General features: G+C 62.0%; 18 protein-coding genes and 4 tRNA genes. 2 read left to right on the top strand and 20 right to left on the bottom strand.

Features of this window, described 5'->3' with window-relative positions:
* Nucleotides 1-111: 111 nt before the first annotated feature.
* From rplL to hisN, 12 genes are all read right to left on the bottom strand, one after another.
* Nucleotides 112-492 (bottom strand): 50S ribosomal protein L7/L12, encoded by a 381-nt coding sequence (rplL, locus tag AC6LJ5_RS00450; protein WP_006389590.1) that lies wholly within the window; start codon nucleotides 490-492, stop codon nucleotides 112-114.
* 81 nt (nucleotides 493-573) lie between these two features.
* A complete protein-coding gene (gene rplJ / locus AC6LJ5_RS00445; protein ID WP_103271753.1) occupies nucleotides 574-1098 on the bottom strand; it encodes a 50S ribosomal protein L10 in 525 nt (174 codons plus the stop codon).
* A gap of 266 nt (nucleotides 1099-1364) precedes the next feature.
* Complete coding sequence (gene rplA / locus AC6LJ5_RS00440; protein ID WP_103271754.1) at nucleotides 1365-2060, bottom strand: 50S ribosomal protein L1; 696 nt, start codon at nucleotides 2058-2060, stop codon at nucleotides 1365-1367.
* 2 nt (nucleotides 2061-2062) lie between these two features.
* Nucleotides 2063-2494, bottom strand: coding sequence for a 50S ribosomal protein L11 (gene rplK / locus AC6LJ5_RS00435; RefSeq protein ID WP_006389587.1), 432 nt, complete (start codon nucleotides 2492-2494; stop codon nucleotides 2063-2065).
* Between the two features lie 65 nt (nucleotides 2495-2559).
* Nucleotides 2560-3093: a transcription termination/antitermination protein NusG gene (nusG, locus tag AC6LJ5_RS00430; protein ID WP_006389586.1), complete on the bottom strand. Its 534-nt coding sequence runs from the start codon at nucleotides 3091-3093 to the stop codon at nucleotides 2560-2562.
* A 9-nt stretch (nucleotides 3094-3102) separates the two neighbouring features.
* Nucleotides 3103-3483 carry a preprotein translocase subunit SecE gene (gene secE, locus AC6LJ5_RS00425; RefSeq protein ID WP_103271755.1) on the bottom strand — a complete coding sequence of 127 codons (381 nt, stop codon included), beginning with the start codon at nucleotides 3481-3483 and terminating at the stop codon, nucleotides 3103-3105.
* Between the two features lie 63 nt (nucleotides 3484-3546).
* A tRNA-Trp gene (locus AC6LJ5_RS00420) sits at nucleotides 3547-3622 on the bottom strand.
* A gap of 217 nt (nucleotides 3623-3839) precedes the next feature.
* Complete coding sequence (tuf, locus tag AC6LJ5_RS00415; RefSeq protein ID WP_103271742.1) at nucleotides 3840-5030, bottom strand: elongation factor Tu; 1191 nt, start codon at nucleotides 5028-5030, stop codon at nucleotides 3840-3842.
* A 48-nt stretch (nucleotides 5031-5078) separates the two neighbouring features.
* Nucleotides 5079-5153 (bottom strand) — tRNA-Thr (locus AC6LJ5_RS00410).
* 10 nt (nucleotides 5154-5163) lie between these two features.
* Nucleotides 5164-5237: transfer RNA gene (locus AC6LJ5_RS00405), tRNA-Gly, on the bottom strand.
* 159 nt (nucleotides 5238-5396) lie between these two features.
* A tRNA-Tyr gene (locus AC6LJ5_RS00400) sits at nucleotides 5397-5483 on the bottom strand.
* Nucleotides 5484-6219: 736 nt separating this feature from the next.
* A complete protein-coding gene (gene hisN / locus AC6LJ5_RS00395) occupies nucleotides 6220-7023 on the bottom strand; it encodes a histidinol-phosphatase (protein ID WP_392411108.1) in 804 nt (267 codons plus the stop codon).
* A gap of 596 nt (nucleotides 7024-7619) precedes the next feature.
* Here hisN and AC6LJ5_RS00390 point away from each other — a divergent pair.
* Nucleotides 7620-8381, top strand: a complete 762-nt coding sequence (locus tag AC6LJ5_RS00390; RefSeq protein ID WP_498139560.1) for a DeoR/GlpR family DNA-binding transcription regulator — start codon at nucleotides 7620-7622, stop codon at nucleotides 8379-8381.
* Between the two features lie 42 nt (nucleotides 8382-8423).
* Here AC6LJ5_RS00390 and AC6LJ5_RS00385 read toward each other — a convergent pair whose 3' ends face one another.
* The 8 genes from AC6LJ5_RS00385 to AC6LJ5_RS00350 form a co-directional block, all read right to left on the bottom strand.
* A complete protein-coding gene (locus AC6LJ5_RS00385) occupies nucleotides 8424-9422 on the bottom strand; it encodes a type II asparaginase (RefSeq protein WP_498139559.1) in 999 nt (332 codons plus the stop codon).
* Nucleotides 9415-10332 (bottom strand): ParB/RepB/Spo0J family partition protein, encoded by a 918-nt coding sequence (locus AC6LJ5_RS00380; protein ID WP_103271759.1) that lies wholly within the window; start codon nucleotides 10330-10332, stop codon nucleotides 9415-9417. The genes AC6LJ5_RS00385 and AC6LJ5_RS00380 overlap by 8 nt, the downstream gene beginning before the upstream one ends.
* 43 nt (nucleotides 10333-10375) lie before the next feature.
* Nucleotides 10376-11203 carry a GNAT family N-acetyltransferase gene (locus AC6LJ5_RS00375; RefSeq protein ID WP_498139558.1) on the bottom strand — a complete coding sequence of 276 codons (828 nt, stop codon included), beginning with the start codon at nucleotides 11201-11203 and terminating at the stop codon, nucleotides 10376-10378.
* A gap of 13 nt (nucleotides 11204-11216) precedes the next feature.
* Complete coding sequence (locus tag AC6LJ5_RS00370; RefSeq protein ID WP_103271761.1) at nucleotides 11217-12014, bottom strand: ParA family protein; 798 nt, start codon at nucleotides 12012-12014, stop codon at nucleotides 11217-11219.
* A complete protein-coding gene (gene rsmG, locus AC6LJ5_RS00365) occupies nucleotides 12011-12694 on the bottom strand; it encodes a 16S rRNA (guanine(527)-N(7))-methyltransferase RsmG (protein WP_498139557.1) in 684 nt (227 codons plus the stop codon). Before rsmG ends, AC6LJ5_RS00370 begins: the two co-directional genes overlap by 4 nt.
* The gene (gene mnmG / locus AC6LJ5_RS00360; protein ID WP_498139585.1) at nucleotides 12691-14649 is read right to left on the bottom strand and encodes a tRNA uridine-5-carboxymethylaminomethyl(34) synthesis enzyme MnmG; all 1959 of its coding nucleotides are present in this window, start codon (nucleotides 14647-14649) and stop codon (nucleotides 12691-12693) included. The genes rsmG and mnmG overlap by 4 nt, the downstream gene beginning before the upstream one ends.
* A gap of 2298 nt (nucleotides 14650-16947) precedes the next feature.
* Complete coding sequence (locus AC6LJ5_RS00355) at nucleotides 16948-17154, bottom strand: cold-shock protein (protein WP_006389561.1); 207 nt, start codon at nucleotides 17152-17154, stop codon at nucleotides 16948-16950.
* Between the two features lie 242 nt (nucleotides 17155-17396).
* Nucleotides 17397-18467, bottom strand: a complete 1071-nt coding sequence (locus AC6LJ5_RS00350) for an AbrB family transcriptional regulator (protein WP_498139556.1) — start codon at nucleotides 18465-18467, stop codon at nucleotides 17397-17399.
* Between the two features lie 77 nt (nucleotides 18468-18544).
* On the opposite strand from AC6LJ5_RS00350, the gene AC6LJ5_RS00345 reads away from it, so the two are divergent.
* Nucleotides 18545-19711, top strand: coding sequence for a pyridoxal phosphate-dependent aminotransferase (locus AC6LJ5_RS00345; RefSeq protein ID WP_498139555.1), 1167 nt, complete (start codon nucleotides 18545-18547; stop codon nucleotides 19709-19711).
* Nucleotides 19712-19715 lie beyond the last annotated feature (4 nt).

Below are 19715 nucleotides of genomic sequence, written 5' to 3'. Positions count from 1 at the left end.
CGACTCCAGGAAACCCCACTGCGAAGGGCCTGCCCCCAGTAGGGGTTTCCTGGAAACGCAAAAGCCCGGGGACTGCGAACTGCGCTGTCCCCGGGCAGATGACGCAAGGTCTTACTTGACTTCGACCTTGGCGCCAGCTTCTTCCAGCTTCTTCTTGGCGGCTTCGGCGTCAGCCTTGGCAACGCCTTCCTTGACGGGCTTCGGAGCGCCGTCGACCAGGTCCTTGGCTTCCTTCAGACCCAGGCCGGTCAGCTCGCGCACGGCCTTGATGACGCTCACCTTGTTGGCGCCGGCTTCAGCCAGCACAACGGTGAACTCGGTCTGCTCTTCAGCAGCGGCGGCGGCGCCACCAGCGGCCGGGGCGGCCACGGCCACAGCGGCGGCAGCAGCCGACACGCCGAACTTCTCTTCCATTTCCTTGATCAGCTCGGACAGTTCGAGCACGGTCATGCCAGCGATGGCGTCAAGGATTTCAGCTTTGTTAAGTGCCATTTTTCAGAACTCCAGATATTGGGTAATGCCAGGGTTTGGGTGTCGCTCGGTCGTTCAGCGAATTCCGGAAAGGACGGGCAATTAAGCCGCGGCCTTCTGGTCGCGCACGGCGGCGAGGCCACGGGCGAACTTGGTCGGAACTTCGTTGAGCGTACGCACGAATTGCGCGATGGGGGCTTGCATGGTGCCCAGCAGCTTCGACAGCAACTCTTCGCGCGAGGGCATGGTGGCCAGGGCCTTCACGCCTTCTTGGTTCAGCAAGTTGTTGGGCAGAGCGCCCGCCTTGATGACCAGCTTGTCGTTGCTTTTCGCGAAACCTGCGAGGACCTTGGCCGCCGTAACCGGGTCGGCGCTGATGCCATAGATCAGCGGACCGGTCAGTTGTTCGGACAACGGCTCGAAAGCCGTGCCGGCAACAGCACGACGGGCCAGCGAGTTCTTCAGAACACGCAGATACACGCCCGATTCACGCGCAGTTTTGCGCAGTACGGTGACAGAGGCGACGTCCAGACCACGGTACTCGGCGATAACGATCGATTGGGCCTTGGCGACTTCCGCCGAGACTTCCTCGATCACCACCGCTTTCTCTTGACGATTGAGACTCACGGTTTGAACACTCCATCAAAAGACGCTTGGGGCAGATGCCTTGCACGTCAACCGAATGCGGCGCCTGGTCGAGTTCTTCGAATAAAGAAATCTTCCTGGGGACGCCGTCTACGCTGGATCCGGACTAGGCAAGCTCCGGGATTAAGCGGGGAGGCGGGTTGGAGGGCCCTTGCGGACTATCCGGTTCACCACCCTGCTCCAGCGGTCTTTGACAGCAGCATCCGGAAGGATCCGGATGCGGCCCAAAGTACGTTACAGCCGTCGGCTTAGGCCGACAGCGAGGCGATTTCCACGCGCGCACCGCCGCCCATCGTGGACGAGACGGCCAGCTTGCGCAGGTAAATGCCCTTGGCAGCTGCGGGACGAGCCTTTTGCAGGGCGTCGACCAGAGCGGCCAGGTTGGTTTGCAGCTGATCCACGTTGAACGACGCGCGGCCGATCGTGGCGTGGATGATGCCGGCCTTGTCGGTGCGGTACTGCACCTGGCCAGCCTTGGCGTTCTTGACGGCGGTGGCGACGTCCGGGGTCACGGTGCCGACCTTCGGGTTCGGCATCAGGCCGCGCGGGCCCAGGATCTGACCCAGGGCGCCGACGACACGCATCGTGTCGGGCGAGGCGATGACCACGTCGAAGTCCATTTGACCGGCCTTGATCTGGTCGGCCAGGTCGTCCAGACCGACGATGTCGGCGCCAGCGGCCTTGGCGGCTTCAGCCTTGTCGCCTTGGGCGAACACGGCGACGCGGACCGACTTGCCGGTGCCGGCGGGCAGCACGACCGAACCGCGAACCAGTTGGTCCGACTTCTTCGGGTCGATGCCGAGCTGCACGGCCACGTCAATCGATTCATTGAACTTGGCGACAGCGGTTTCCTTGACCAGGGCCAAGGCTTCGGCGACCGGGTACAGCTTGCTGCGGTCGATCTTCTGAGCGATAGCGGCGGCGCGCTTGGACAGTTTTGCCATGATTAGATCCCCTCAACCGTGATGCCCATGCTGCGGGCGCTGCCAGCGATCGTGCGGACGGCGGCGTCCAGATCGGCGGCGGTCAGGTCCGGACCCTTGGCCTTGGCGATTTCTTCAGCCTGGGCGCGGGTCAGCGTGCCGACCTTGTCGGTATGCGGCTTGGACGAGCCCTTTTGCACGCCGGCGGCCTTCTTGATGAGGACCGTCGCAGGCGGGGTCTTCATGATGAAGGTGAAGCTCTTGTCCGCGAAGGCGGTGATCACCACGGGGATCGGCAGACCCGGCTCCATGCCTTGGGTCTTGGCGTTGAACGCCTTGCAGAATTCCATGATGTTCAGGCCACGCTGACCCAGGGCCGGGCCAATCGGGGGGGAGGGGTTAGCCTTACCAGCCGGCACTTGCAGCTTGATAAAGCCGACGATCTTCTTCGCCATGCTTATGCTCCTTGCGGGTTATATCGCCCCGGACCAGACGGACCGAGGCTCCCCGGGGGTTGATGTCAGGTCTTTTCGACCTGGCTGAAATCGAGTTCGACGGGCGTGGCGCGACCAAAAATGGTGACCGACACGCGCACCTTGCTCTTTTCGTAGTTGACTTCTTCGACGTTGCCGTTGAAGTCCGCAAACGGACCTTCCTTGACCCGAACCATCTCGCCCACCTCGAAGAGGATCTTGGGACGCGGTTTCTCGACGCCCTCTTCCATCTGGGAGAGGATCTTTTCGACTTCCTTCTCGGAAATCGGGGTCGGACGATTGCCCGAGCCACCCAAAAAGCCGGTGACGCGGTTCGTATTCTTGACCAGGTGCCACGTTTCGTCGGTCAGGTCCATTTCAACCAGGACATAACCGGGGAAAATGCGGCGCTCGGTGATCGACTTCTGACCACCCTTGACCTCGACGACTTCCTCGGAGGGCACAAGGATACGGCCGAAAGACGTCTGCAGGCCCGCGCGCTCGATGCGCTCGTTCAGGGCCTTGTGCACACTCTTTTCCATGCCAGAGTACACATGGACGACATACCAACGCTTACTCATTCGCCGTCCTTATTTCCAGCCCAGCAACAGGCCGTAGAGAATCCATTCGATGCCCTTGTCGAGCACCCACATGAAAATGCCCATGATCGCCACGAACGCGAAAACGATGCCCGTCATCTGGGTCGTTTCCTTGCGGGTGGGCCAGGACACGCGCTTGACTTCGTTGTAGGACTCGCTGGCGAAGCTCAAGGTGCGGCGGCCCGGCTCGCTGAACCAGGCGATCGCGAAAGCGATCACGAGGCTGCCGACGAACACGCCGATACGTGCAGGCATGGGTTGCGCGCTGAGCACGGAGAACCCGACGATGCCAGCAATAACGACAAGAACCGCCAGCCCGAGCTTGACCCGGTCGGCGGTACTGGTAACAGTTTCAACGCTGGTATTAGACATATTGCGACGCGAGCCGCCTGAATGCGTAACTCGCGATGATCTCCCGCGGGTTTATCCTGGCGGTGGCAGGGGCAGTAGGAATCGAACCTACAACCTTCGGTTTTGGAGACCGACGCTCTGCCAATTGAGCTATACCCCTAAAACACTACTCGTGCTCGGCACTGCTTCGCACAGCTAGCGGTGGCGCTGTTGGCACTACATTGGCGCTACGACTGAACTACTACTGATCACTTTCTGATCAGACCCCGCTTGTTTTGCTGTGCTTTCGCACAGTTGACTTGCGGAACCCGAAATCATACTACTTTTACAGCAAAAAGGGTAGAGGGGCTTGAAAAGCCTCTCCACCCTTTCTGGAATTACTTCAGGATCTTGGCGACGACGCCGGCGCCGACGGTACGACCGCCTTCACGGATGGCGAAGCGCAGGCCTTCTTCCATGGCGATGGGGGCCAGCAGCTTGACGGTCATCGTCACGTTGTCGCCCGGCAGAACCATTTCCTTGTCGGCCGGCAGGTCGATCGTGCCCGTCACGTCCGTCGTGCGGAAGTAGAACTGGGGACGATAGCCGTTGAAGAACGGGGTGTGGCGGCCGCCTTCTTCCTTGGACAGGATGTACACCTCGGACGTGAAGTCCGTGTGCGGGGTGATCGAGCCCGGCTTGGCCAGAACCTGGCCGCGCTGGACGTCTTCACGCTTGGTGCCGCGCAGCAGGATGCCCACGTTGTCGCCGGCTTGACCTTGGTCCAGCAGCTTGCGGAACATTTCCACGCCCGTGCAGGTCGTCTTGACCGTCGGGGTGATACCGACGATTTCGATTTCCTCGCCGACCTTGATGATGCCGCGTTCGATACGGCCGGTCACCACGGTGCCGCGACCCGAGATCGAGAACACGTCTTCCACCGGCATCAGGAACGCGCCGTCAACGGCACGCTCGGGCGTCGGGATATAGGTGTCCAGGGCTTGGGCCAGGGCCAGGATGGCCTGCTCGCCCAGCTCGCCCTTGTCGCCTTCCAGCGCCAGCTTGGCCGAACCCTTGACGATCGGGGTGTCGTCGCCCGGGAAGTCGTACTTGGACAGCAGTTCGCGAACTTCCATTTCCACCAGCTCGAGCAGCTCGGCGTCGTCGACCATGTCAGCCTTGTTCAGGAAGACGATGATGTACGGCACACCGACCTGGCGCGACAGCAGGATGTGCTCGCGGGTCTGCGGCATCGGGCCGTCAGCGGCCGACACGACCAGGATCGCGCCGTCCATCTGGGCGGCGCCCGTGATCATGTTCTTGACGTAGTCGGCGTGGCCCGGGCAGTCAACGTGCGCGTAGTGACGCGATTCCGTTTCGTACTCGACGTGCGCGGTGTTGATGGTGATGCCGCGTGCCTTTTCTTCAGGAGCTGCATCGATCTGGTCGTAGCCCTTGGCTTCGCCGCCGAACTTGGTCGACAGAACCGTCGTGATGGCTGCCGTCAACGTCGTTTTGCCGTGGTCAACGTGACCAATCGTACCCACGTTCACGTGCGGCTTGGTACGTTCAAACTTGCCTTTTGCCATGGCTGACTCCTGACCTGGATTGCGCTTCTGACTGAAGAAAAGAAGTTGTGGTGCCCATGACGCGGATCGAACGCGTGACCTCTCCCTTACCAAGGGAGTGCTCTACCACTGAGCCACATGGGCGTATAAATCTTGGAGCGGGTGAAGGGAATCGAACCCTCGTCGTAAGCTTGGAAGGCTTCTGCTCTACCATTGAGCTACACCCGCGGCTACCCTTTCACCTTCTCGTACTTCCCAACACCTTCAAATCCAGACCCCTGAAGCCTTACGGCCTTCGTTGCAAAGGCCGCCCAGCTCCCTGGGCTTGCATTTTAAAATCCAGGCCGCTGATGCTCTAGCCGCGCCTGGATTTAGGTATAGGGTCTCTGGTGGAGGAGGTTGGATTCGAACCAACGTAGGCGCAAGGCCAACAGATTTACAGTCTGCCCCCTTTAACCACTCGGGCACCCCTCCAGCGGAGAACTTGAGATTATGAACACTTTCGAATCCGGTGTCAAACGCCGGGATCGAAAATTTCCAATTTCCAGTCCTGCCTCCGCCGCGTTTCCGCGCAGAGGGGGCGAAGCTTACAGGTTTCTGCGAAACGCTGCACGGAAAAGTTGCGCCCTCCGGACCCGGGGACTGCGGGCCCGGAGGGCGGGTTGATCCGTCTGCCGGACCAGGCTGCCCCCTTCCCGGCCAAACAAGCCGCATCCGAACCGCCGCGTTTCGCCCTGCCTCTGCTCACAACCCTTTCAGCAGCCTGCCCTCTTGCGCCCACCCCAAAAAGGGACGCGGCAGATAGACAGAACCGCCTCCCCGCTTTCACCCATCCTCCAACAGATGCGCAACGGACGACGGTCACACCCTCCCCGCCCGCACGCCGACCAATCACAAGCGCGGCTATGCGCCAGACCGGCCAACCTCCATCCTCATGCGCTTCCCGGCCGAAGAAATGGCGCAATTCTCGCAATCCGGGCGCACCAAGCCAAATCCATCATCTTCTTGCGATACGCCGCCCAGCCCAATTTATGAGTATTTACTCGCTTATATGAATAAGCAAGCTTTAGCTCATGAATTTCCATATGCAAATCTTTACTCGCAAAATATCCGACGCTTTGCTCGTAAAACCTCAATGCACGAAGTGAAGCGATTGCTCGCATTCAACGCGAGACCGCGGCGCTCGAATCGCTGCCGTTCCTGATTCGTTTCAAGCCAGGTGCGCCAACGCGCGCATGGCCTGCTGATGCAGCTGCGGCGTCGCGGCGGCAATCACGCGGCCGTCAGAATCCAGGCCTGGCGGCTGGCCGGCCCAATCCGTGATGACGCCGCCCGCGCCTTCGATCACCGGTATCAAAGCCATATAGTCATAGGGCTGCAATCCCGCCTCGACCACCAGGTCGACATGGCCGCTGGCGAGCAAGCCATAGCTGTAGCAATCGCCGCCATAGCGACGCATGCGCGTCGAACGCGCCAGGGCGTCGAATGCGGCCAGTTCGGCGGTATTGAAGATATCGGGCGAAGTCGCATACAGAATGGCCTGGTCCAGGCTTGCGCAGCGGCTGGCCGAACAAAGCTGTCCGTTCAGATTCGACACGCCCCCCTGCGTACCGATCCAGCGCTCGTCCAGCATCGGCACATCGATCAAGCCCAGCACCGGCTTGCCCCGGTACAGCAACGCCAGCAAGGTGCCCCACAGGGGATTGCCGGAAATGAAGGCGCGCGTGCCGTCGATGGGGTCCAGCGACCACACGAATTCCGCCTCGGCCTGCTGCACGCCATACTCTTCGCCAAAAATGCCGTGCTCGGGGTACTGCTGCGAAATAGCCGCCCGCAACGCGGCTTCGACTTCGCGGTCGGCCTGGGTGACCGGGCTCTCGTCGGCCTTGGTGTCGATGGACAAGGGATGCCGGAACCACTGCCGCGACAAGGGCCGAACCCGGTCCGCCAGGGTCTGGGCAAATGCGGCGTAGGCGGCCAACTGCTGTGCCGCGAGCGGCGTCGAGGTATGCATAGCTGTACTCCAAAACAGGGCAGGCCCGGATACTTGGACCCGTCAGGCAAGCGCCGCGCACTGGCTCGAACGCCTGCCTGCTGTTCGTTGACGCAAAAGCGCCTGTTCCGTTGCAGGCAAACAGATCCCGGCTGGACGTTTTGCCACAAATTTGCAAATATACCTATAAATGCAACCCGGATTCTGACATCTGGATGGCAGCCCGCGATAAAGCGAATTCTTGGCCATTCCGGGCGCGCGGCATCGCTCCATGATGCCGCGAATGGGCCACGCCGACGACGCGCCTCGCGCCTGCGGCGGTTTCAAGATCAGGGCTGTCTCTGACTCCATGCGATCCGACCCGTTTCCGAACAACCCTGTGGACAAGGCTGTGGGCAATTTCTTGCGCAGCTTTTGTTGGCCCGCCTCCCGACTTGAATCCGCCATTGCCGCGGCGGGCGCTTGCCGTTCCGTATCCGGACGAATTCCCCGTCCCGGGGACCTGCGTGGCAAGCCCGGGCCGTATCATGCCAACTGCGCCGGGACGGCTAGGCATGAATCGGTCGTCCCGGGCGTCCGGCGTGCAACGCGCCGGCTATAGATAGGAAGCATCCGTTATGTGGCAAGAAGAGCGGTATCAGCGAATCCGCGCGCTGCTGTCTGCATTGCAGCAAGTCTCGACCGACCGCATCGTCGGCGAATTGGGGGTCTCCCGGGAAACCGTCAGGCGCGACCTGCTCGAGCTGGAAGCGTTGGGAGAACTGCGCCGTGTGCATGGCGGCGCGGTGCCGGTGCACAGCGAGCCGCCCATCGCCGAACGCGTGCATACCCGCGTGAAGTACAAGCGCGCCATCGCGCGCCTTGCCGCCAGCCTGACCGCCAGCGGCCAGACCCTGTTCCTGGATGCCGGCAGCACCACCAGCGTGCTGGCCGACGAACTAGCCAGGCAGAGCGGGCTGACCATCATCACCAATTCCTTCGACGTGGCAAGGAAAATCGGCGCCGCGGGCAACGGCGCCAATGAAGTGCTCATGCTGGGCGGAACGGTGGGCGGCCCCGTCTGCGCCACCGCCGGCGGCGTCACCGTGGCCGAGATCCACCGCTATCGCGCGGACCTGGCGCTGCTGTCACCGGTGGGTGTGGATGCCGAATGCGGCGCCACCAGCTACGACCTGCGCGAAGCCGACGTGGCGCGGGCCATGGCCGACAACGCCAGGCAGCGGGTACTGCTGGCCGACTTCAGCAAGATCGGCGTATGCAGCCGCATGTCGTACTGCGCCGCGAACCGCATCGACCACCTCGTCACCAACGCGTCGGCGCAAGCCTTACCCGCCTATGCGGCGCTGGAATCCGTGGTGGGCGCGGTGTCGATTGCCTGACTGCGCCGTGCGCTCAGATCGAGCGCATGGCGCGCGGCCTCTTCAATAGCGTTCGAAGCAATGCTGCAGCGCCGCCGGATCACGCGTGGCGGACAGGCCCAGCATCAACAGGATGCGTGCCTTCTGCGGGTTCAGGTCTGCCGCCGCGATGAAGCCCAGCGCGGCGTCATCGAGTTCGACGTCGCGCGCGACCAAGCCGCTGCCGGTGCGGCTGGAGCGAGCCACGGCCACGCCTGCGGCGGCGGCGCGCGTCAGGGCGGCGATGGCCGCGTCGGTCGCATTGCCATCCCCGACGCCAGCCAGCACGATGCCTTGGCACACGGACGCCATGAAATCAATCACGTCGGCCTGCAGGTCCGCGTGCGCGTACACGATGCCAACGCGGGGCCAGCCCGACTTTTCCAACAATGCGAGTGAAAACTCGCTTTGCGTGGAATGCGTGGTGGCATTGCGCGAATAGAACTTCGGCACACCGCCGTGCATGACACCGGCACGGCCGCGATTGGGCGAGCTGAACGCGCACAGGCCGGCGCTGGCGATCTTCTGCACCTCGCGCGCGTAGTGGATGTCCTCGTTCATCACCACCAGCGGCCCGCGGCCGGCCTCGGCATGGCGCGCCAGCGCCACCGCGTTGTACAGATTGGCGGGACCTTCGGCGCCCAGCGCGGTGGCCGGTCGCATCGCGCCAACCAGCACGACAGGCTTGTCGTGGCGCACCACCAGGCTCAGGAAATACGCGGTCTCTTCCAGCGTGTCCGTGCCGTGGGTAATGACGATGCCGGCCACGGACGCGTCCTGGCACAAGGCATCCACGCGCGCGGCCAGCGCGCGCCAGACGTCATGCGTCATGTTCTGGCTGCCGACGTTGGCCACCTGCTCGGCGCGAATGCGGGCAATCCCCGCCAGCTGCGGCACGGCGGCCAACAGATCGTCCACCGAGAAGGAGCCGGCCTTGTAGCCGGCCGAGGTCGCGTCGGCCTGGGCGCCGGCGATGGTGCCGCCGGTCGCCAACACCGCCACCACGGGCAGCGCGTCAGGCATCGACTACTCCGGACAGGCCCTGGCGTTCAAGCAAGGAATTCAGGTGTTCCCAGCCGTGGAAGTCGATCACGATCTGGCCCTTGTCCTTGGCGCCGACCTTGAGCGCGACGCGCGTGCCCAGGTGATCGGACAAGGCTTCCTCCAGGCGCGTCAGATCGCGCGACACGCCATTGGCCTTCTTGCGCGGCGCCGATGCCGACTCGGCATCCTTGGCGGTCTTGGCGACCAGCTTCTCGGCCTCGCGCACCGACAGGCGGCGGGCGATGATCTGATTAGCCAGCTGGATCTGCGTGGCCGCGTCCACGGCCAGCAGCGCGCGCGCATGGCCCATGTCCACATCGCCGGCCAGCAGCATGGTCTGCACCGGCGCGGCCAGGTTCAACAGGCGCAGCAGATTGCTGGTCGCCGAGCGCGAACGGCCGATGGCCTGGGCCGCCTGTTCGTGCGTCAGGCCGAACTCGTCGAGCAGGCGGCGCACGCCATGCGCCTCTTCAAGCGGGTTCAGGTCCTCGCGCTGGATGTTCTCGATCAGCGCCATGACGGCGGCGTGCTCGTCGGCCACTTCACGCACCAGCACCGGCACTTCCTTCAGGCCGGCCAGCTGCGCCGCGCGGAATCGCCGCTCGCCGGCGATGATTTCGTACTGTCCGGGTTCTTCGCCCAGTTCGCGCACAAGAATGGGTTGCATGATGCCTTGCGTGCGGATCGATTCGGCCAGTTCGCCCAAGGCGCCCTCGTCCATGCGCGTGCGCGGCTGGTATTTGCCGGCGCGCATCTTGGAGACGGGCAAGGTGGACGGCGGACCCTCGGGCTTGGCCTGCGCCTTGCCGATATTCTCGATGGCGGGCGCGTCAGCGCCCAGCAGGGCATCCAGTCCGCGACCCAAACCCTTGGGTTTCTTGGTGGCCATAGTTAAATCCTCTTTCCTTCTGTTTTTGTATCCCGAGCCGGGCTCAGGCGGCCGCCTGCTCGGCGGGCAGGCGGTACCAATACGCGTAACAGTCTTTGAAACCGTAGCGGGCGTACAAGGCGCGTGCGGCGGCATTGTCCGGCTCCACCTGCAAATAGGCGGTTGCCGCGCCGTCGGCCGCGCCTGCGGCCAACAAATATTCCACCAGCGCGCCGGCATGGCCTTTGCGCCGTTCATCGGGATGCGTAACGATATCGAACAGGCCCAGCAAGTCGCCATCGCGCACGGCCAATCCCGCAGCCACGCAACGGCCGTCGCCGGCATGCGCCAGCACCGGCGAGATATCCACAGCCAACCCCGCCAGGCGTACGCGATGTTCCTCGACATGCTGCGGCAAGGCGCCGCGCATGCGTCCAACTTCATCGGCAAAGCGGACCGGATCCACCATTGCGAACGTCAGCCCGGCAGGCGCGGCCTGCGGCCGAGGCGCCAATGGCGCGGACATGACGCGGGTTTCTTCGATCAGTGCATAGCCGCGCGCGGCCAGTTTGTCGTCCAGGGAAAAATCCGGTCCGATGGACGTCAGGCGGAACAGCATCGGCAGGCCACGGCGCGCGTACAACGAAGAACAATACGCCAGCCGCTCATCGAGCGGACGTGTGGATAACCCCAGCACATTGATGCTGCGCACCCGCTTGGCCGCTGACGGCGCAAAACGCACCAGCCAGCCGTCGTGGAGCAGCTGCGCGGAGACGGCCGTGGCGTTCAGCGCGGCCTCTTCCAGCCGCACGCGCAGGCGGTCGCGCGCATCGTCCGAGGGACGCGCGGCAGGCGCTGCGGTGGGGCGGGAAAAGAGCGTTGCTGCGGACATGGTGGCTGCGGCGTCAGTTGAGTTCCTTGACGCGCTCGATCATTTCGGCGCCGAACGAGATATAGGCCTGCGCGCCGCGCGAGCCGCGGTCGTACACCACGCCAGGCATGCCATAGCTGGGCGCTTCGGCCAGGCGCACGTTGCGCGGCACCACGGTCTTGAAGACCTTGTCGCCGAAGTGCGATTCCAGCTGCGCGGACACCTGCTGCTGCAGCGTCATGCGCGGATCGAACATCACGCGCAGCAAACCGATCACGCGCAGGTCGTCGTTGATGTTTCGGTGCACGCGCTTGATGGTGTTGACCAGGTCGGACAGACCTTCGAGCGCGAAGTACTCGCACTGCATGGGAATGATGACGCCGTGCGCCGCGGCCAGGCCGTTGAGCGTGAGCAGCGACAGCGTGGGCGGGCAATCGATCAGCACGAAGTCGTACTCGTGCTTGACGGAATCGATGGCGGCCTTGAGCTGACGCTCGCGCTCGTCCATCTGCACCAGGTCGATTTCCGCGCCCGACAGCTCGCGGTTGGCCGGCAGCACGTCATAGCCGCCCGACTCGGAGCGCACGCGCGCCTGCGCGATGGTGGCCTCTCCGATCAGCACTTGATAGAGATTGGAAGCCAGCGAGTTCTTGTCGATGCCGCTGCCCATCGTGGCGTTGCCTTGCGGATCCAGGTCCACCAGCAGCACGCGTTGCTTGTGCGTGGCAAGGCCGGCCGCCAGGTTGATGGCGGTCGTCGTCTTGCCCACACCGCCCTTCTGGTTGGCAATGCAGAAAACGCGAGCGGTTTCGCTGGGGGGAATGTTATTCATAGGGTTCCTTGACTGCGGCGCATCCAGATCAGGCAGCGTTCTGCTTGCAGCTCCGGCACTTGGAGCGGCTGTATGTGGTCGACTTGCCATGTCCCGCGCGCGTGCAACGCCTGGATTTCATCGTCGGGGACCTTGCCCTTCATCGCAACGAGGGTACCATCGTTGCGCACATGGCGACCCGCGAGTTCGGCAAAATCATCCAATGATGCGAAGGCGCGCGACGTCACAATATTGCACTCGCCCGGCTCCAGCGTTTCGATGCGGGCGTGGCGGGCCTGCAGATTGGGCAAGGCAAGCGCGCCGCTCATCTGGCGCACGAATGCGGTTTTCTTTTCGACGGCGTCGATGCAGGTCACGGACCAATGCGGCCGCATGATGGCCAGCACCACGCCGGGCAAGCCACCGCCCGAACCCACGTCATAGATCCTGGCAGACGCCTCGCCCAGCGCGGCGCTCAGCGGCGCCACGACGGACAGGCTGTCGAACAGATGCTGGATCAGCATCTGCTGCGGATCGCGGATGGCGGTGAGGTTGTAGGTACGGTTCCAGCGCTGCATCTGCGCCAGATAGCCGAGCAGCTTGTCCACAGCTTGCGCGTCGACCGGCAGGCCGAGTTGCGCGCATGCCTGGGACAAGCGGCCGGCCATGTCGGCGCCGGCCGCTTGCGCTTGTGACGTCATGCCGCGGCCTCCTCGGGGCCCGCCTCGGACGAGGCATCGCGGCTCAGCTTGCGCGTGCCATAGTGCAGGCGCTTGAGATGGATCATCAGCAGCGAGATCGCCGCCGGGGTCACCCCGGAAATGCGGGCCGCCTGGCCGATGGTTTCGGGCCGGTGCGTCTTGAGCTTCTGGCGCACTTCGAACGACAGGCTGGTCACGGCGTCGTAGTCGACGTCCGCGGGAATGGGCTGCAGCTCGTGCGAAATCTGCTTCTGCACTTCGTCCTGCTGGCGGGCGATGTAGCCGGCGTACTTCACCTGGATCTCGACCTGCTCGGCCAGCACCTCGTCCGCAACCACGCCAGGACCGGCGAGCAGCGAGCCATCCAGGTTGCGGGCGGCCATCAGCGATTCATAGGAAACGCCCGGCCGTTTCAGCAGGTCAGCTAGTGAGTACTCACGTTCTATCGCCTTCCCCAGCAGCGGTTCCGCGATTTCGGCGGGCAACACGCGCGGGTTGACCCAGGACGATTTCAAGCGCTCGACTTCGGCGGCAACCGCATCGCGCTTGCGATTGAACGCATCCCAGCGCACATCGTCAACGATACCGAGGCGGCGACCGATTTCGGTCAGACGCAGGTCAGCATTGTCTTCGCGCAGGCTGAGACGATACTCGGCGCGCGAGGTGAACATGCGATAGGGCTCGGTCACGCCGCGCGTGACCAGGTCGTCGACCAGCACACCCAGATAGGCTTCGTCGCGGCGCGGCGTCCATTGATCGCGGTCCAGCGACTTGAGCGCGGCATTCACGCCAGCCAGCAAGCCCTGGGCCGCGGCCTCTTCGTAACCCGTGGTGCCATTGATCTGGCCGGCGAAGTACAGACCTTCGATCGCCTTGGTTTCCAACGTGCTCTTCAATCCACGTGGATCAAAATAGTCATATTCGATGGCATAACCGGGACGCAGGATATGGGCGTTCTCCAGGCCAGGCAACGAATGGATCAAGTCCAGCTGCACATCGAACGGCAGGCTGGTGGAAACGCCATTGGGATACACCTCATGCGTGTCCAGCCCTTCCGGCTCCAGGAATACCTGGTGCGACTCCTTGTCGGCGAAGCGGTGGATCTTGTCTTCGATCGACGGACAGTAGCGCGGGCCCACACCTTCGATCACGCCGCTATACATCGGCGAGCGATCCAGCCCGCCGCGAATGATGTCGTGCGTGCGGGTATTGGTGTGCGTGATCCAGCAAGGCAGCTGCCGAGGATGCATGGCCACATTGCCCATGTACGAGAACACGGGAATCGGATCCAGATCGCCCGGCTGCTCTTCCAGGATCGAGTAGTTAATCGTGCGGCCGTCGATACGGGGCGGCGTTCCGGTCTTGAGGCGGCCTTGCGGAAGCTTCAGTTCCTTCAGGCGCTGGCCCAGGGAAATCGCCGGTGGATCTCCGGCACGACCGCCGGAATAGTTCTGCAGGCCCACGTGGATCAGTCCGTTCAGGAACGTCCCTGCGGTCAGGACTACCGTCTTGGCGCGAAACTTCAGACCCACCTGGGTTACGGCGCCCACGACGCGGTCGCCCTCCACCATCAAATCCTCGACTGCCTGCTGGAATAGCCAGAGATTCGGCTGATTTTCCAGGCGACCACGGATCGCCTTGCGGTACAGCACACGATCGGCCTGGGCTCGCGTCGCACGCACCGCCGGCCCCTTGGAGCCGTTCAGAATACGGAACTGAATGCCAGCCTCGTCCGTCGCCAAGGCCATGGCGCCACCCAGCGCATCGACCTCTTTGACAAGATGTCCCTTGCCGATCCCACCGATGGAGGGATTGCAAGACATTTGGCCTAGGGTCTCGATGTTGTGGGTCAGCAGCAGCGTCTGTGCGCCGGTGCGCGCAGCCGCCAGCGCCGCCTCGGTGCCGGCGTGACCGCCACCGACAACGATGACATCGAATTCGCGGGGGTAATCCATGATGGGGGAGAAGATAAGAGAGCGTTCGGTGCTCATTATAGATGCAGGGGGGGGATGTTTCACGTGAAACATGCTTTACTGCGGCTGGATTGGCCGTCGCACCGGTAAGACGTGAGGAAAACGCGACGGGGATACAAGCATCCCAGCCTGAATATGTCGGCATCTGCCCAAGTCTCATGTTTCACGTGGAACACATGATGGCCCTGTTGATATCCGTAGATGGGTATCCGCCAAACCGATGTGGGCTTCATGAGAGTCAGCAATGCTATCGCGTTGACTCTGAACAACGGGGATGTCCATGCTCAGATTCCAATGTTTCACGTGGAACATATACCTATCTGCCATCGACATTAAATACGGACCGGCGCATCCCTACCCACCAGATAGCACTGCTCTTCCGTTGTTGTTTCACGTGAAACATCATTCGAATGATGCAACGTTCATGTTCGGCGGTGCGGATTTCAATGTTCCACGTGGAACATTTAATGCTCAGTTTTCCTGTGTTGGGTGCAAGGGCTGGAATTCGTTTCATGTTTCACGTGGAACAACCACCCTTGAACTGCGCTGATGATTGTCCAAGGCTCGTGATGTTCCACGTGAAACCAAAATCCCCAGTTCCTTTTAATGCTGCACCCACATCGCTCCAAGCAATCCTTGTTCCCGTTTCACGTGAAACATCTGATGAAAATCACGGTTTTCTAGCCCTACCCATCCCCTACCCCCAAAACAATCGGTCCTTCTTTGAACACAACGACCACGCACCATCGATTCTCTCGATCATCTTCATCACGCTAAGCAGACCGATCCATCAGTCCATACTCCGATTCCGACTAGGACAGATAAGGGCTTACCAATGTCCGAGTCTGGTTCATACCCAGATCGCTGACCGGCAAAGGCCGACCGATCGTGATATGCCTTATCCACAGCACCAGCGTATTTCCGAAGATCAGCGCCAGCCGTACCCATTTTCATGTGAAACCACACAGCTTCCCTTCTCCAACACGCACGTGAGAACAAGAGCAAGCCAACAACGCTGAATATCTGAGTTCACCTTATCCACATGAAATCCTCATCCCAGATTAGCCAGGCCTGTGGACAAAAAAGTGGACAACCTCAACCTAGGACTTAGGCCGCCCACTCGGCCCATAAATCCATGAGCCATGCCAGGTAGGCAATCCGCCTGTTGCTGATTCGCCTGCCACGACAAAATAGGCTTTCGAATCAATGGATACGCCGATTACCCAAGCACGAGCAAGGCGGCAGAACATTGTGGATAAGCTGCGGTCTATGGCTGCGATAGGCAAGATTGCACCCGCCCGAATTTTGTGGACAACTCCTACAACTATCGTCAGCAGGAACTGGCTGATGAATTTGCTGTCCAACCGCACCTTCCGCTCGTCAGGCCGATCCACGACTTTTCCACAAAGTTGTAATTGCACGTCAGACACTCAGCCACCACATCCCGCTCGCGCACTCAATCCCTGGCCGCACAATTCATATAGCCCAGCCGGATACGGCCGCCCTCATCCTTTTGGCTGATCCACGGGAAAACGCTGTGGACAACATCTCTAGCCGCGTTTGATCTATTTTTTTGGCGGCAATACCCACGCGTGTCTGTCCCGGCCAAAGCCCGCTCAACGCTACCAGGGTGTTACGGCATCCTGGCTTTCCGCTGCACTGAAGCAGTCGCGCAAACCGGAATCAATAGCCGCTCGCTGGCCGATATCCCCATTTCTATCCACAGACTGGATACCCCACTTTGGCGTAAACCAAGGGGGATTCTGTGCATAACCAAGATGGGGATATCTTTGTGAACAACCGTCTGTCAGACCATCAAAAACTGCCCCAACAGAGCGCCAGAGCGCGTCGGCCAGCTTGCGGCCAATACGCCGTCGAAGCACTGAATAATCGGTAAGAGCCCGAATTTCCTGGGGAAAAAGCAGGTATCCCCCTGCGTGGAAGACGATATGGCGAGCTTCATGAGAAACATGAACCCGGCAGACACGCGATTCAAACAAATATCCAAAATTGTGCAAAACCGCGCCGCCGAATACCTATTGATCCAAGATTGCCCACAAAACCAAGACCGGCCCGGGAAAATTATCCACAGACTTATCCAAAGGACTCACGCTAAGTTAGTATTCACTAACATTGTGCTCGGCAAGCCCGAAAATACTGGTCGCGCGAGATCAACATCGATAAGGGCAGGCCCAAATGAAACAACGCCCCAGACCGCAAGGTCTTGGGGCGTTGTAGCCAGGATTCAACCTGGCTGACGGGAAATTGGGATTTCCCGATTTAGAGCGGGCGAATTTCGGCCGCTTGAGGTCCTTTCGGACCATCCTTGACTTCGAATTCGACTTCCTGACCTTCGTTCAGGCTACGGTAACCGCGGCCTTGGATGGCGGAAAAGTGTGCGAAAACATCGGTGCCGCCAGCGTCCGGCGTGATGAAGCCGTAACCCTTGTCAGCATTGAACCACTTGACTTTGCCCTTCTGAGCCATTTTCCTAGCGTCCTGTAATTAACGAGATTGCAATGAATCAAGGACGCCGTGACAACTGAACGACCGGTAGGGATACCTGCGTTGCTGCTGCGTTCACGTTCGTCAAACGACGACAGAACGCGATCGCGCGCTGCTTGAATCAACTGCGGAACCAGCATACCCACCACACATTACCGAGTCATATAGTTGTTTACCCGAATGTCGCATTTTTCAGACTCGTCGGACGTCTTCGGGTAATACCGTTATGCGGAATCCCGCTGCCTGCGCGCCAGAAAGTTGTACATCGGTCCGGTCACCAGCACCACGAACACCATGCGCGTCACATGGAACGCCGTCACCACCGGAACCCCCAGTTGCAGCACCTTTGCCGTGATCGCCATCTCGGCGATTCCGCCCGGCGTCGTACCCAGTATCAACGTGGGCACCGGCGCGGCGGACCATAGCGACAGCAATGCGCCCAGCCCGAACGCCAGCGCCAATGCGATCACCGTGAACACGGCCACGGCCGCGATGAAACGGGGCGCGGCGCGAAAGAAGTCCGGACGATAGCGGTCCCCCAGGGACCAGCCAATGAACAGCTGCCCGATCTTCGGCACATAGTCGGGCAGCGCCGACAATTCGATGCCGGACAGGGTCAGCGTCATCGCCACCGACATCGATCCCAGCACCCAGGGATTGGGTAGCCTCAGCCTCATGAACAGCAGCCCGCCCATGCAGGTCAACGCCACCAGCGCCGCCAGCCCGGGCCAATGCACCACGCGCGGCCCCGGCACGGTCGGATCCAACCCCGCCACGCCCCACCCCTGAAAGATGAAGGGCACCGTCACCACCACCAGCAGCACGCGCACGCTGTGCGCCGTGGCCACGCGATCGATGCGCGCGCCGTAGCGCTCTGCCAGGTTCGCCATTTCGCTGGCGCCGCCGATCGCCGACGAGAACCAGGCCGTCTTGAAATCCGCGTCCGTATATCGGCGCAAAATCGCTGTACCAATGAAGGACAGTCCCAGCGCGAACAACATGCCCGCGATGATAGGCCCCGCGTTGTTGCCGATATGCTCGACGACCTGCGGTGTGAAGTACAAGCCCAGCGATGTGCCAATGACCCACTGCCCGGCATTGCGCGCCGGCCGTGGACAGGCTGTGCGCAAGCCCGCGATGCGCGTGGCCGCCGTGACCAGCAGCGCGCCCAGCATCCATGGCAAGGGCATGTGGGCCCATACCGCCACCAGCGCTCCAGCCAACGCAAGCACCAGGCCTGCCGCTACCCGCCACCCCACTTTGCCGCCCTTCATCCCGTCCACGCATATGCTCATCGGAAAACCAGATTATGAGTTAGTGGGATACTTACGGAAACTCTCATCGCCCTATCGCGTCCACTATTGCGTCAACCATGATCCGATCCAAACTGCCCGACGTCGGCACCACCATCTTCACCGTGATGAGCCGGTTGGCCATCGAGCACAAGGCCATCAACCTCGGCCAGGGCTTTCCCGATTTCGATCCCGACCCGGCGCTGTGCGCGTTGGTATCCAAGGCCATGGCCGACGGCCACAATCAATACCCCTACATGCCCGGCGTCGCGCCGCTGCGTGAAGCCATCGCCGCCAAGGCGCGCGAGCTGTACGGCCACGCCTACGATCCCGAGACCGAGATCACCGTCACCAGCGGCGCCACCGAGGCGCTGATGGCCACCGTGCTGGCCGCCGTCGGCAGCGGCGACGAGGTCGTCGTCATCGAGCCCTGCTACGACTCGTACCTGCCCGCGATCCGCCTGGCCGGTGGCACCGCCGTGCCCGTGCCGCTGCGCGCACCCACGGCCGACGATCCCTACTACCGCATCGACTGGCAGCGCGTGCGCGACGCCATCACGTCCAAGACGCGCCTGCTGATGCTGAACTTCCCTCACAACCCCACCGGCGCCGTGCTCGACGACAGCGACCTGGACGCGCTGGAAGCCATCGTGCGCGACACCGGCGTACTGCTGCTGTCGGACGAGGTCTACGAACATATCGTGTTCGACGGCAAGCCTCATGCCAGCGTCGCGCGCCGTCCGCTGCTGGCCGAGCATGCCTTCGTCATCTCTTCCTTCGGCAAGACTTATCACACCACCGGCTGGAAGATCGGCTACTGCTGCGCGCCGCGCCAGCTCAGCGCCGAACTGCGCAAGGTGCACCAGTTCATGGTGTTCACCGTGCCGTCACCCATGCAGTACGCGCTGGCCGAATTCATGCGCGATCCCAAGCCTTACCTGGACCTGCCGGCCTTCTACCAGGCCAAGCGCGACCGCCTGTCCGAAGGCCTGGCCAAGACGCGCTTCCGCCCCCTGCCCAGCCCCGGCACGTTCTTCCTGCTGGCCGACTACAGCGATATCTCCAAGCAGGCCGAAGCCGACTTCGCGCGCGACCTGACCGTGAACCACGGCGTCACCGTGATTCCCGTGTCGGCCTTCTACCACCAACCCGACGCGCCGGAATCCAATCACCGCATCGTGCGCTTCTGCTTTGCCAAGAAGGACGCGACGCTGGATGCCGCGCTGGAGCGGCTTGCCTCGGTGTAGTCCA

It is taken from the genome of Achromobacter sp. 1011791174, assembly GCF_059760925.1.
This window is presented reverse-complemented; position numbering and strand designations above follow the sequence as displayed.